Origin of the sequence: Helicobacter magdeburgensis (assembly GCF_000765825.2) — a bacterium.
Lineage (GTDB): Bacteria > Campylobacterota > Campylobacteria > Campylobacterales > Helicobacteraceae > Helicobacter_C > Helicobacter_C magdeburgensis.
In genome coordinates this window covers 1-11,885 of record NZ_JRPE02000024.1, presented here as the reverse complement: position 1 = coordinate 11,885, position 11,885 = coordinate 1, and the positions used below count along the sequence as shown (strand labels likewise).

The 11,885-nt window shown below is 34.9% G+C and carries 18 protein-coding genes; 11 read left to right on the top strand and 7 right to left on the bottom strand.

Features of this window, described 5'->3' with window-relative positions; genetic code table 11:
• Positions 1 to 558 precede the first annotated feature (558 nt).
• Genes LS74_RS10290 through LS74_RS10280 form a run of 3 tightly spaced genes read right to left on the bottom strand, consistent with a single transcriptional unit; the run spans position 559 to position 1,795 of the window.
• Positions 559 to 1,095, bottom strand: a complete 537-nt coding sequence (locus LS74_RS10290) for a hypothetical protein (RefSeq protein ID WP_034589318.1) — start codon at positions 1,093 to 1,095, stop codon at positions 559 to 561.
• Complete coding sequence (locus tag LS74_RS10285; protein WP_034589317.1) at positions 1,064 to 1,300, bottom strand: hypothetical protein; 237 nt, start codon at positions 1,298 to 1,300, stop codon at positions 1,064 to 1,066. Before LS74_RS10285 ends, LS74_RS10290 begins: the two co-directional genes overlap by 32 nt.
• 9 nt (positions 1,301 to 1,309) lie before the next feature.
• Entirely contained in the window at positions 1,310 to 1,795 is a 486-nt protein-coding gene (locus LS74_RS10280; protein ID WP_034589316.1) for a hypothetical protein, read from the bottom strand.
• Positions 1,796 to 2,176: 381 nt separating this feature from the next.
• Here LS74_RS10280 and LS74_RS10270 point away from each other — a divergent pair, with 381 nt between their 5' ends.
• The 7 genes from LS74_RS10270 to LS74_RS10240 all read left to right on the top strand — a co-directional run bounded on the left by LS74_RS10270 (position 2,177) and on the right by LS74_RS10240 (position 6,369).
• The gene (locus LS74_RS10270) at positions 2,177 to 2,518 is read left to right on the top strand and encodes a hypothetical protein (RefSeq protein ID WP_167480486.1); all 342 of its coding nucleotides are present in this window, start codon (positions 2,177 to 2,179) and stop codon (positions 2,516 to 2,518) included.
• Positions 2,519 to 2,601: 83 nt separating this feature from the next.
• Positions 2,602 to 2,835, top strand: a complete 234-nt coding sequence (locus LS74_RS10265; protein ID WP_034589311.1) for a hypothetical protein — start codon at positions 2,602 to 2,604, stop codon at positions 2,833 to 2,835.
• Complete coding sequence (locus LS74_RS10260) at positions 2,819 to 3,319, top strand: hypothetical protein (RefSeq protein WP_138129121.1); 501 nt, start codon at positions 2,819 to 2,821, stop codon at positions 3,317 to 3,319. Before LS74_RS10265 ends, LS74_RS10260 begins: the two co-directional genes overlap by 17 nt.
• 127 nt (positions 3,320 to 3,446) lie before the next feature.
• Entirely contained in the window at positions 3,447 to 4,847 is a 1,401-nt protein-coding gene (locus LS74_RS10255) for an SPFH domain-containing protein (protein ID WP_034589014.1), read from the top strand.
• A gap of 313 nt (positions 4,848 to 5,160) precedes the next feature.
• Positions 5,161 to 5,628 carry a Panacea domain-containing protein gene (locus LS74_RS10250; protein WP_034589016.1) on the top strand — a complete coding sequence of 156 codons (468 nt, stop codon included), beginning with the start codon at positions 5,161 to 5,163 and terminating at the stop codon, positions 5,626 to 5,628.
• Positions 5,615 to 6,061 (top strand): hypothetical protein, encoded by a 447-nt coding sequence (locus LS74_RS10245; protein WP_034589018.1) that lies wholly within the window; start codon positions 5,615 to 5,617, stop codon positions 6,059 to 6,061. Before LS74_RS10250 ends, LS74_RS10245 begins: the two co-directional genes overlap by 14 nt.
• A 44-nt stretch (positions 6,062 to 6,105) precedes the next feature.
• Positions 6,106 to 6,369, top strand: a complete 264-nt coding sequence (locus tag LS74_RS10240) for a hypothetical protein (RefSeq protein WP_034589019.1) — start codon at positions 6,106 to 6,108, stop codon at positions 6,367 to 6,369.
• Between the two features lie 75 nt (positions 6,370 to 6,444).
• Here LS74_RS10240 and LS74_RS10235 read toward each other — a convergent pair whose 3' ends face one another.
• The 3 genes from LS74_RS10235 to LS74_RS10225 are packed head-to-tail and all read right to left on the bottom strand — an operon-like array spanning position 6,445 to position 7,749.
• Positions 6,445 to 6,849 (bottom strand): protein-export chaperone SecB, encoded by a 405-nt coding sequence (locus LS74_RS10235; protein ID WP_034589020.1) that lies wholly within the window; start codon positions 6,847 to 6,849, stop codon positions 6,445 to 6,447.
• Positions 6,833 to 7,294 carry a hypothetical protein gene (locus LS74_RS10230; RefSeq protein ID WP_034589022.1) on the bottom strand — a complete coding sequence of 154 codons (462 nt, stop codon included), beginning with the start codon at positions 7,292 to 7,294 and terminating at the stop codon, positions 6,833 to 6,835. Before LS74_RS10230 ends, LS74_RS10235 begins: the two co-directional genes overlap by 17 nt.
• Positions 7,291 to 7,749, bottom strand: a complete 459-nt coding sequence (locus tag LS74_RS10225; protein WP_138129119.1) for a hypothetical protein — start codon at positions 7,747 to 7,749, stop codon at positions 7,291 to 7,293. The genes LS74_RS10230 and LS74_RS10225 overlap by 4 nt, the downstream gene beginning before the upstream one ends.
• Positions 7,750 to 8,090: 341 nt before the next feature.
• Between LS74_RS10225 and LS74_RS10220 the strand changes: the two genes are divergently transcribed.
• From LS74_RS10220 to LS74_RS10205, 4 genes are all read left to right on the top strand, one after another.
• On the top strand, positions 8,091 to 9,080 hold the full coding sequence (locus LS74_RS10220; RefSeq protein WP_328590622.1) for an Eco57I restriction-modification methylase domain-containing protein: 990 nt from the start codon (positions 8,091 to 8,093) through the stop codon (positions 9,078 to 9,080).
• On the top strand, positions 9,061 to 9,690 hold the full coding sequence (locus LS74_RS10215; RefSeq protein WP_052086483.1) for a hypothetical protein: 630 nt from the start codon (positions 9,061 to 9,063) through the stop codon (positions 9,688 to 9,690). Before LS74_RS10220 ends, LS74_RS10215 begins: the two co-directional genes overlap by 20 nt.
• Positions 9,691 to 9,898: 208 nt before the next feature.
• Positions 9,899 to 10,813 carry a DNA adenine methylase gene (locus tag LS74_RS10210; protein WP_052086487.1) on the top strand — a complete coding sequence of 305 codons (915 nt, stop codon included), beginning with the start codon at positions 9,899 to 9,901 and terminating at the stop codon, positions 10,811 to 10,813.
• A 3-nt stretch (positions 10,814 to 10,816) separates the two neighbouring features.
• Complete coding sequence (locus tag LS74_RS10205) at positions 10,817 to 11,599, top strand: hypothetical protein (RefSeq protein WP_034588543.1); 783 nt, start codon at positions 10,817 to 10,819, stop codon at positions 11,597 to 11,599.
• A gap of 91 nt (positions 11,600 to 11,690) precedes the next feature.
• Here LS74_RS10205 and LS74_RS11565 read toward each other — a convergent pair.
• On the bottom strand, positions 11,691 to 11,885 hold a 195-nt coding region (locus tag LS74_RS11565), incomplete at its 5' end, for a hypothetical protein (protein WP_236096925.1).

Genomic DNA, 11,885 nt, shown 5'->3' with positions numbered 1-11,885 from the left:
AAGGACAAATATTTGCCCTAGAGTGAAATAAACACTCCAAGGAAAGATACGCACAATATCCCACGAGGGATAAATAATTGTATCCCTCTTTGGAATATTCATCATCGCACAAAAAATCCTCTCCAGTAAAGGAGATTTATGCCAAAAAAAACATAAAGATTTGGGAATTTCAAATGTGCGGAATAAAGGATAAAACACCTTAAAAAAAAGGCATAACTATCCTCTTAGTGATCTCTCTAACGAGATCCTTCCTAAGTTGTCTCTTAGGACTGTAGATATTTAAAAAATAATCTACTTCTGACGGCTCGTAGGTTTTCCTACACCCTTATCTAGTTTCATTCTGTTGATTAAGCAGAACTATCATCCTTTTGAAATGCTCTAGATGCCATCGGGCATGTTTTTGCAGTTCATGACTGCAACGCGCCTTGTATTAGAAAGCAAAGCTTAATAACCTTGAAGGGCGATAGATTTTTCCAAGAAATAGGAAAAATAAAAATTAATTTATGGTTGGATCTTAGCTGAAAAAGATTAACAGAGTCAATAACTCAGAAACTATTTTCAATCAAACATTCTCACCATTTTCACAGACACGGCTCCATCGCTTTCATTCAACGCAACAAAACCATTTTTCCTATAGAAATCTAGCACCTTCTTTTCATTCACAGAATCTAGCATCACAAATTTTGTGCCTAGCAGCTTTCTTGCTTGTTCTAAGATAAATAAAGAAGTGTTGAGAATATTTGCACCATTCATTTTAGAGCCATCAGCTCTAGCAAGCTGTCCTATAAGAAAACAAGGTATATCCTCGTCATCTTTGCTATGTTTTGGATTGAGTTTCTTGGCTCTTGTATTGCTCAAGCCTTTTGTCCTGAGAATATTGAGCGAGAGTGTGAAAAAGCCTTCTATCATTGTTTCGGACACAAGAATGAATGTTCTTGAGCGATGAGACTTTTCAAACTGAATAGCTTTCTGTTTCAAGAAAATTTCTAGCTCTGGATTTTTAGAACAAGCAAAAAAGCTTAAAGCACTTTCTATGCTTTCTATAGAAACTCCAGATTCTAGCTCATCGCTGAGACTTACGATTCGAAAGCGCATTCCACAGCCGATCTGATTCTTCTTTTGTTAATGGTTTAAACTCAAGTCCCATTTCCTTTACCATTTTACGCATTCTTTCATTTGAGGCTCTAACTTTTGCCATTGTCTCTTCAGATTCTGCTAGGCAAAATGCTTCCTCCAGCTTCTTTTTGCTCCCTCTTTTTCCATCATACAATACAATCGGCTCTAGCATAGCTTGTGTCATTTTAACTCCTTATTTTAGTTTTTCGGCTCTCACAGAGAAGCCTATGTCATCTATCAGGTTGTTTGGGAACGAAACAATTCCATTAAACAACCTTTTGAGATTAGCTGTCAAAAGAAGACAGGTTGAGGCTACAAACAAATACATAAGAAGCGCCAAGATTCCTATAACATAAAAGTGCGGTGTGCTCAAGGTGTTAATCTCCAAAAATCTCCACGCAACTAATCTCCTTATGCGATCTTGCCTGTATGTTTTTGCCTTTTTGCCATTGATTTTGTGTAGTAGTGGATAAAAAATCATACCAAACATCATAGTAAAACCAAATATGGGTGAAATACTCTGCTTTTGCAAGAACATAGCGTATCTCTTTGTCTCTTCTGAGAAAAACCTTGAGCCTTCAATCCTTTCAAAAAAATCTTTTTGTTCCAAGAATTTCTTCACGCCTTTGATATAGAAAAATGAGGCAAAAACAAAGAATAAGATGGCTCCAACTATCATTTTTTGTCCTTAGATCTAGCAAGGCTTCCTGTATATGAGACTAAGATATAGCCTAATACCCAGCCAAATATCGAAGCAATCAACAACTCTATCATTTTTTTCGCCTTTTTTCTTTTTTTGTGGATTCGCAATATGCTAACATCATTTTGACAATAAAGTAGTATGAAATAAGTGCAACAATAATAACCAGCAAAACCATTGCATTGCAACCACTGACCTTGTCTATCAGTGCTAAAACTGGCTCCTTCAACTCCTTGTGTGTCCTTTCCTGTTATTTTTTTTGTATTCACAATTCTGCCACAGGCTTCCTTAAGCTGTAGTGAATATTTGTTGCTTTTCTTGTGTAAAATGGCTACAATGCAGACAAAGGTGAGCAAAGGAGTGAAAAATGTTAAAACAATCAACTATACAAAACATTCAAAACCAAAGTGCCATATCCAACACCTTAACAAAATTCATTATAACTATAGTTGGAATATGCGTTTTTTTTGGTTAGTTATTTGGAATCTATTGGCATTGTATCTCATCAAAACCAAAAAGCTATTTATCTTGGATGGCGGTGTGCCGACTTTGCTTGTTCCAGCAAATAGAACAAGGATATTTTGCAATGGAGAAGCTTTTGCCACACACAATAGAAGCAACATAGCAGGAATAACCTACTCGGGCACAACAGCTGAAGTATTCTTTGGCAATGGAAATGGCGAAAGATTTGTTTGTGAGTAGGCTTGAATTAAGCCACATATAATTAACAAAATGCTAGTCTTTGTTTATTGCAAAGGAGTATCACATAAAGGAAGGTAGCAAATATGAGCAGTCAAGATCTTGAAAAAAACTTTGAAGAACTAAATGTGGAGGAAATAGTCAAAGAGGCTATTGTTGAGGCTTTTGATTATGATGAATCTCTAAATGTTGGAAAAATTGAAAACCATTGTAACCAAAGCATCAAAGAACATTACCTGAAGCTTGCCGATGGAGACACTGTGGCTCAAAAAAGACAAGATGAAATGCTTCGAAGGTTTTTAGATGACAAACAATTCTGAAGGTGCAGAAACAAGAAAAAGTAGGTTTCTTGATTCTGAAAATGTAAGGCTTATTAGTGTTCAGGCACAAGAGATATGTAAGTTCTATAGGCAAAAATATAAGATTGATTTGGTTAAGGGCAAATATGTTAAGAACGCACTTATCAAAACTATCAGGCACTATATAGCCTATCTAAAAGAGTTTGACTGTAGGGTGACAAGTGTAGATTTTTATAAGGTTTATGCTTGGTTCTCTTATTTTTTGGCAGAAGAATTACACTCGAAAGATATGCAGAATGGTGTTCTTAAGGTAGCTGTGTGGATTATGTGCTATACACTCAAACTGAATGGTCGTGTTATAACGGACATTGAGATGATTGAGAAGATTTTGCGACTCGTCCAAAATGAATTAGGAGATAGAAGTAAATTTGGAATCGGAAAAAATGGTTTGTATATGATTATGAAAATAGTCTCTATTGTAGAAATATCCAATGCCGATAACTAGAATAGCGTAGAATTTGTATTGAGAAATTGAATTATCCATTTGAAAAAAATACTCTTTTTCTGTTAAGATTCATTCGGTATGCAAAAACCAGTCGCATACACATATTTCAAACACAAAAGGAGCATTAATGTTATTTATATCCATAGGCATTGCCATCGCAGTAGTGGCAGCAATACTTTTGATAGCTATTCCATTGTTTTTTAGAGTAGTTGTCTCAACAAATGAAGTGCATATAGTTCAATCAGCAAGGAAAACTCTTTCCTATGGCAAAGATACGGGCAATGGTAACACATACTATGAATTTCCATCGTGGTTTCCGCTCATAGGTGTTACAAAGATTGTCCTGCCTGTATCTGTATTCTCTATCCAAATTGAAGGATATGAAGCATACGATTTAGGAAGACTGCCATTTGTGGTAGATATTACAGCTTTTTTTAGGGTTAATGATTCTAATCTAGCAGCACAAAGAGTAAGGGATTTCACTGACTTACATACACAACTTGAAGATATTATCCAAGGTTCCATTCGTTCAATTCTTTCAAGTCGAAATTTGGAAGATATATTACAAGTGCGCTCAGAGCTTGGAGATGACTTTACAGAATCTGTGAAAGAACAGCTTAAAAACTGGGGGATTGAGCCTGTAAAGAATATAGAACTAATGGATATTAGAGATTCCAAGGTAAGTCAGGTTATTGCCAACATTATGAACAAAAAGATTTCTGAAATTGAAAAAGAAAGCCGTATCAAAGTGGCAAATAACAAGAAAGAAGCTCAAATGGCTGAAATTGAAGCTCAACAAGCCACAGAAGTTAAACAGCAAGAAGCAAATAAAACAATAGGGCTAAAAACTGTGGAGAATGAGCGAGAAGTTGCCATTAGTAGAGAACAGGCAAATCAAGCCATTAAAGAACAAGAGAAAACTACTCAGGAAAAGACAATGGAAGTTCTTCGTGTTGAAAAAGTAAAACAAGCTGAAATTAACAAAGATGCTGAAATTGTTAAGGCTGAAGAGGAGAAAAAGAAAATTGAGCTAGATGCTGAAGCTAGAAAAGCAGCAACCATTAGAAGTGCGGAAGCTGACAAAGAAAGACAGTTTTTAGAGGCATCGGCATTGCTAGAGATGAAAGACAAAGAATCACAAGGTATTCTTAAGATAGGGACGGCTGAAGCTGAATCCTTAAAACTAAAAGAGCTTGCTCCAGTAACCGCACAAATCACACTTGCAAAAGAGATCGGCGAGAATGAGGGATACCAACAATATCTTGTTACCATTAGGCAGGTAGAAGCAAATGAAAAAATAGGCATAGAACAAGCCAAAGCTCTAGCGAGTGCTGATATGAAGATTATTGCTAATGGCGGTGATGTGCAAAATGGCATAAGCAAAGTAGGAGAGATTTTATCCTCAAAAGGTGGTATGAGCATGGGAGCTATGCTTGAGGGATTAGCTCAAACAGATATAGGCAAAGATTTGTTAAAGAAATTCACCACCATCAAGGGGCAAGGAGGCAATGGTAATAAGGAGGCTTAGTCCTTCTTGGCGAAGTGCCACCACTTTTCTAAGTAGGTGGTATTTTTGAATTTGCTTGGAACTTGCTCTAGTTCTAACTTCACGCGTGAGATACCTATCCCGCGCATACTTTATTTGCTTAAGCTACTCACTTATATATATGTGTAGAACAAAACACTATAAAATCAGTAGATATTAAGAAAATAATCATACAATAACGGCATTTAGATTAAAGAAACACTTAAAAACATAATTTCCACTTAGTGTCGCAATCCTTCAGTGTGACGTAGTTTTGGAGTTAAGGCGACTTTTTATATTCTAAAAGGAGAAGATAATGAAAGCCCTAGAAGTAGCAAGATATTTTATTACTCTCAATAAAGAGCAGTGTCTAGATGAGCCAATAGATCTATCCAAACTTAAGCTTCAAAAATTACTCTATTATGCTCAAGGATACTATACTGCACTATTTAATAAGCCACTTTTTGAGGAGAATATAGAAGCGTGGGAGCACGGACCTGTTGTAAGAGAAATATATGATGCCCTTAAGCATATCGAGGGTATCTATATCCCAACAAATATATACGCGATGTCTGATAGCGAAATAGATCTATTAGATAAAAATGCAAAAGAGCTTATAGAGGATGTTTTTTCTGTTATGGGGCAATATTCAGCTTGGAAGCTTAGAGAAAGAACACACAATGAGAGCCCTTGGGAAAACAATTATGAGAAAGGACAAAACAAACTTATTCCCTTAGAAGACATAAAATCATATTTTAAGCCTTATGTGAATGTCCAAAATTAAAAAGCCTAACTCTGATAGTATCATCACAAATAGACTAAGAGATACGCATTCTGGGCGATGTGTTGTATCGCTAGAAAAAGTCATTGAATGTGACAAGCACGGGTTATGTCTTGGTAAAAACCACTCCTTCTACAGAGAGCAGAATGCCAAGAAATACAATACCAAACTAATGAAACTCTTTTTGTTTTTGACACAGCGAAGTTGGAGCGAGATTATAGGGCAAAGAAAGAATGTGGAATACGGACACGAGCATTTGGATATTTCATGCTTTAGGAATATTGCCGTAAAAAATTCTTTTGAGAATCTAGGCAAAAAGCACGCAAATGTATTTCGTTTTGGTGGTCAAGACTTTCGAGCTTGTGGTTACAGGGAGGGCGATACATTCTACTTGGTATGTATCGACTACAATTTCTCTCTTTACAAGCACAGCTAAGGCATTTCTATGCGAAAAAATAATAAAACAATAGAGTAACCTAGATGAACCAAACAATACCTATTCTATGGCTGTTAGTATGTGGCATACTCACTTTTTATTGTGGCTTTAGGTTGCGCAGAATCGGTATATGGCTTAAGTCCAATGCTTCCGAATTTGCCTCTCTTAAAAACAAATCTAAAACAAATCTAACGCAAGAAGAATTGTCGTTCCTAAGACAATATAAAGTTGCCTACATAATGCAATTTATCTATGCTATAGGTGGGGTCATCGTGTTTCCAGCTATTGCTGTGTTTATTATGGTGTGACACACTCCCCTAAGATACAAACAACTAGAGCTGTCCGTTTAGTCAGGAGTACTTACTTCTGCAAGTAAGTATATCTCACTCTTTTAGCTCGACTTCAAAGTCCTCAAAATTAGCAGGTGGCAAATCAATCGGAGGCAACTTGGACATAGTTGTCATTTGCGCAACTAATGGGCGTAAATAAGAGTAAATAATGGCTGTCATATTTTTTAATGCCTCTTGCTGGAAACCATCTTGAACGGCAATTTTTCCCATAATGGTGGATTTGATATAAAAAACATCATTCTCTTTCTGTTTGGCAGTCAAATTTGTCCAAACCACCAAAATATAATTGTTGTCAATTTTTTCGGCACAAGCTTTTATGGAGTAACCAAGCTTGATCTTCGCATATTTTAAAGATAACAATTCTCCCACCTGTTTAAAATCAAATTGTTTGACTTGAATGCCCAATATTCTAAAAGCACCACTAGGCTGCATACCCATAAGAATCCTTGATTAAAATTGAGATTGTTTCGTTGTGATGAGAGTTGTTTTCAATATGTTTATAATCTTGACTGGTTGTTTCTATAACCGCAGAAATATTATCAAAATCATATTGAATATTATCTCCCCAAAAAAGATTTTCTGGAATACTTATATTCCAAGTTACCCATTGATCAATCTCTATTTTCTGCTCATAGGAAGCCTTAAAGCTTTCTGGAGCACAAAGTATAGGCTTACTTAAATCACAACTGCTTTCGTTGATAGCTTGAGAAAGAGACTCTATATTCTCTTCCATTTGAAAGTAAATTTCTTCCTCTACATAGATAATATAGAGCAAAGGGCTTTCGTATAACTCACAGTTTCTGATACCTTGTCCTTTTAACGCTTCAAAAAAAGCAATTATTCTTGACCGATCCTTTTTATTTATTTTGTCAATATGCTTCATTGCAGTTCCTTTAATCCTTTACTTAAAAGTTGAGCCTGTTGTTTGCAGCCTACCAAATCCTTGAGAGCCGTTTCCTGTTTAGAGTCACAGTTATAATCGTAAATATCCCTTAGTTCATGTAGTTTTACTGCCAAAAGACATAGTTGCAATCCTTTCTTGTCAGAATAAAAACCTTTGAGCCTAACCCACAAAAATGAAGATTTTCTTGCTTCCTTGTTGTTTTTTATGCTTTTAATAGAATACTCTGTGCCATGCGATAAACTTTTTTTGGCATTGATACTGTTATCTTTTTGTAAAAGCCTCTGCTTTCCAATAAGGTACACTCCATAATAAAGTCTATTAATGATTGTAGAACATAGATGTTGCTTAGGAAAGCCAGATAGTTTTTCAAAATCATCAGAATCAATAAATCTAGCAATTTCTAGGTTTCTATCACCTTTTTGTTCCAAAGTCATCTTGTTCTCCCCATTTGGTTTAAAACCTTTAACTTGAGAATTTGCATTGTAACGCTTTTATTATAACAATAAACTTAATTCTTTTGGCACTAGCATTTTCTCCATTTGAATCCAAATACTTCTTTCTGCTATAATCCCCCTAAATAAAATTAAAACAAAAAAAAAAAAAATGGAGACACAAGAGAATGTCAAAGAGTCTTACGACAAGATCGGGTTACAACAGGATGCTAGGGCAATTTTTTTCTCCACCATCTCTTGTGGATAAGTGTATTTCTCTTATTAAAAATAAAAATGGTAGATTGCTAGAGCCCTCTTGTGGTAATGGGGCTTTTGCAGATTGTATGAGGGAAGATTCCGTCTTTATCGAAATAGATAGTGAATTGATTGTGGATAAAAGAATCTTAAATATGGATTTCTTTGATTATTCTCTTGATGAAAAATTTGATACAATTATCGGCAATCCGCCCTATGTGGATAATAAACATCTCAATATAACACATCCAACAGATATAAAAGTGCAGGCAAACCTATATCTTTATTTCATAGAAAAATGTTTTCGTCATCTAAAAGAAAATGGCGAATTAATATTTATTGTTCCTAGAGATTTTATCAAGCTCACTTCTGCAAGGATTGTAAATGAGCTGCTTTTAAAAAATGGGACAATCACTGATTTTTATGATTATGGAGATACAAAATTATTTAAAGAAGCCTGTCCAAATGTTTGTATTTTTAGATATGAAAAAAATAATTTTTCATACTTAACCAACACATTTTTTGGTGTGAGGCATCTTGTTATAAACGATGGCATTGTCTCTTTTGCAGATAACAGAGAGGTTAGCCCGCTGGGTGCTATTTTTGATATTAAGGTTGGAGCTGTAAGCGGTAAAGATGATATGTTTGTCAGTCAAAAAGGTGATGAGTTTGTGTGTTCAAAGACTGCTAAAACTAATGAGCTTAAAAGAATGATATATGAAAGATACGACAAAGAACTAGAAAAACATAAAGATACACTTATTCAACGCAAAATTAAAAATTTTAACAGCAATAACTGGTGGATGTGGGGTAGAGCCGTGAATTTTAGAGAAAATGAAGCGAGAATCTATGTAAATTGTAAAACTAGAAACAAATCGCCATTCTTTTTGCACAAATGCACGAAATGGGATGGATCTGTATTGGCACTCTTTCCTAAAATAGAAATTGATTTAAGTGAAGCAACTGCAAAGCTCAATGCTCTTGATTGGGATAAAATGGGTTTTGTTACGGGGGGCAGATATATATTCTCTCAGAAATCACTCAAAGAGGCTTTGGTAAATGACAAGCTTTTTAGATAGTGTTGTTGCATATTTGCAACGCAATCAGATTAAGCTAGATACTGGCAACCAAGATGGTAGAATTAATTCCATAAGAAATGAAGATGAAGTATTGAAACATCTCATAAAAGAATTTCCCTCTATCAAAACGCCAAATATTAGGTGTTGGTGGGACTTTGGGCTAGATTCCAAAGAATATGAATTGTTTGTGAATATTAAAATATCTGATTTCAACAATCACGCAGCAGATAATATATCCGCAAAGTTGGGTATGGGATATGCTTTGACTGGTATTAAGAATTTACCGACGAGCTGGAGTAAATTTCATAAGATTCTAGCAGAAGAGCTTAAAATAGGTTATGACTATTATTTTTTAGTAATCAACAAAAACGATACTAGAGATAGCTTTTGGACATCTCTTAAAAGAATAGACACCCTAGTACCAAATGGAAACAATTTGCCCTTTCAGTGTGATTGGGCTAAAAATAGAAGTTTTTCTGCTAGAAGTGAAGTTGAAGCAATGAAATATATCTTGTCTGTTTATGTAAAAAGTTGGGATAAGAAAACGGAAAGCTATCCGCACAATCTTAAGGAAATGTTACTTACAAATAGAATTTTTGATACTGAATAGCAATCTTAGGCGACTAACATTCCATTTGAATCTCAATCATAGTTTTTGCTATAATCCACTCATAGTAAAAGATGCAACGGAGTAGGAAATAATGACAATATCAGCACAGATTTTGAACCAAAAATGTGAAGTTCAAGATACACTTTTTGTGCCATTTGTTCCACAAAAATATGCTTCCTTCAAAAATATTGCTGCGAGAAAAACCATAATGCTAGATGCCCTCAAAGGCAAAAATCTTACTTATAAACGCTACACAAAAAGCCCCTTGCGTTATGGTGGGGGAAAGTCTTTAGCAGTGGGGTTAATTTTAGAACAAATTCCTAGTGATACAAAAAGACTTATTAGCCCATTTATTGGCGGTGGGAGTGTGGAAGTAGCGGCAGCTTTAGAGCTTGATATTGAAGTTTTAGCTTTTGACATATTTGATATTTTGGTGAATTTTTGGCAAGTTTTATGCAAGGATTCTAACGCGCTTTATAATGAGCTTTTAAAGCTGGAACCCACAAAAGAAAATTACGCAAAAATCAAAAATGAACTAAGTTTGTTTTGGAATGAAAGGCATAAAAACCCTAATAATAAGCCCAAAATAGAGTTAGATTCTCTCACACTTGCAAGGGATTATTATTTTAATTTTAATCTAAGCTATGGACCCGGATTTTTAGGCTGGATGAGTAAAATCTATGAAGATAAAAATCGCTATTTGAAGGCTTTAGAGAAAATTAGAGATTTTAAAACACAGAATCTTAAAGTAGAAATGGCGAGTTTTGAAGCAGTATTTGAAAAATATCCCACTGATTTTTTCTATTGCGACCCGCCGTATTTTTTGGAAGGGGATTCTAAAATGTTTAAAGGGATTTATCCTATGCGAAATTTCCCTATTCATCACAACAACTTTAATCACGAGCTTTTAGCAATTTGTCTTAAAAACCATAAGGGCAAGTTTATTTTAAGCTACAATGATTGCGAATTTGTGCGAGAAGCTTATAAGGATTTTAAAATCTTAGAGCCAAAATGGCAATACACAATGGGACAAGGCGAAACAAGAATAGGTAAAAATCGCATTGAAAGGGGCGATACAGACAATACAAAACAAAGCCACGAACTTTTGATTATAAAGGAGTGAAAAATGGCAAAAAGAGCTATGAGTAGTCAAAAGGCAGGGTATGTCAAGATAAGCGGACACAAAAAAGAACTAGAATTTGCCAATCTCATTGGTTTGGGTAAAGAATACAAAAATGATAAAAAAGCCAAAAAAGATGTCATAGATCATAATGGAGATGCTCATAGTATTAAAAGTGGGCAGCAAAAATGGCAGATATTTCTATATGGTGCCAATAGACTTGCAACAGATTATGGTTTTTTGGCAATGAATGGTATGGGGCAATTACTAAAGGATTGCTTAGAGGTATTCCCAAATGATAGGGATTTGTATCTTAAAGATAAGGCGGCTTACAAAAATTTACTTCAAATTCCAATGAAAAATTTGTGCGATAAACTGAAAGATGTAAATAGGCGAAAGGCTTTTTTCTCAAAAGCATTTTTCAATGGTGGAGAGGTGCAGTTTCTTACAATATTTTCTTCCATTGACAACAAGGTAAGAGTGTTTCATTACGAGGATGTCGTTGATATTTTGGCTACAAAAATGGAAGTGGAAAATTCTAAAGCAAGACTAAAACATCAATTTGATGCACAAAAAGTTGTGTTTAAGAAGGACAAGTCTCTAGGAGAAATAGAAATAAGAAATGATAGCGAACAGCACTACAGGGAAGTGAAATTTTGGATGAACGCTAAGGAAATGTTAAATTTGTTGATACAAAATATACCAAATAGCGATATGCCAAACAGCATAAATCAAATAGAAAACACAAGAATTATAAGGTATGGCAAAGCAGTGAAAAGGTTTAAATAGTCTTAATGTTACAAGGACTATCAAAGAAAGAAAATCTCTAAAGCAACACTTAATCAGCATTTAAGCAAAAAGAAATTACAATCCCTACACATTAGTCAGTGGCTCCTTGTGCCACGCTAGTGATAAGACTTCTGAGATTCTCATCTATCAAATCTAAACAATCATCTAAAAACATCTCTATCTTATCTGGCATAACACCAAAGTAGAGTTTGTGTCGATCCACCGATACTATAATATAGTCAGTTTTTAATAGTATAAATAGTGCATATTTCAGCCATTTTTCTAC

Coding starts and splice junctions, on each gene's coding strand:
- LS74_RS10265 (WP_034589311.1), top strand. CDS start 2,602: ATGAGCAGTCAAGATCTTGAAAAAAACTTTGAAGAACTAAATGTGGAG.
- LS74_RS10260 (WP_138129121.1), top strand. CDS start 2,819: ATGACAAACAATTCTGAAGGTGCAGAAACAAGAAAAAGTAGGTTTCTT.
- LS74_RS10290 (WP_034589318.1), bottom strand. CDS start 1,095: ATGCGCTTTCGAATCGTAAGTCTCAGCGATGAGCTAGAATCTGGAGTT.
- LS74_RS10235 (WP_034589020.1), bottom strand. CDS start 6,849: ATGGGTATGCAGCCTAGTGGTGCTTTTAGAATATTGGGCATTCAAGTC.
- LS74_RS10210 (WP_052086487.1), top strand. CDS start 9,899: ATGCTAGATGCCCTCAAAGGCAAAAATCTTACTTATAAACGCTACACA.
- LS74_RS10245 (WP_034589018.1), top strand. CDS start 5,615: ATGTCCAAAATTAAAAAGCCTAACTCTGATAGTATCATCACAAATAGA.
- LS74_RS10225 (WP_138129119.1), bottom strand. CDS start 7,749: ATGACTTTGGAACAAAAAGGTGATAGAAACCTAGAAATTGCTAGATTT.
- LS74_RS10255 (WP_034589014.1), top strand. CDS start 3,447: ATGTTATTTATATCCATAGGCATTGCCATCGCAGTAGTGGCAGCAATA.
- LS74_RS10240 (WP_034589019.1), top strand. CDS start 6,106: ATGAACCAAACAATACCTATTCTATGGCTGTTAGTATGTGGCATACTC.
- LS74_RS10250 (WP_034589016.1), top strand. CDS start 5,161: ATGAAAGCCCTAGAAGTAGCAAGATATTTTATTACTCTCAATAAAGAG.
- LS74_RS10205 (WP_034588543.1), top strand. CDS start 10,817: ATGGCAAAAAGAGCTATGAGTAGTCAAAAGGCAGGGTATGTCAAGATA.
- LS74_RS10215 (WP_052086483.1), top strand. CDS start 9,061: ATGACAAGCTTTTTAGATAGTGTTGTTGCATATTTGCAACGCAATCAG.
- LS74_RS10220 (WP_328590622.1), top strand. CDS start 8,091: ATGAGGGAAGATTCCGTCTTTATCGAAATAGATAGTGAATTGATTGTG.
- LS74_RS10285 (WP_034589317.1), bottom strand. CDS start 1,300: ATGACACAAGCTATGCTAGAGCCGATTGTATTGTATGATGGAAAAAGA.
- LS74_RS10280 (WP_034589316.1), bottom strand. CDS start 1,795: ATGATAGTTGGAGCCATCTTATTCTTTGTTTTTGCCTCATTTTTCTAT.
- LS74_RS10230 (WP_034589022.1), bottom strand. CDS start 7,294: ATGAAGCATATTGACAAAATAAATAAAAAGGATCGGTCAAGAATAATT.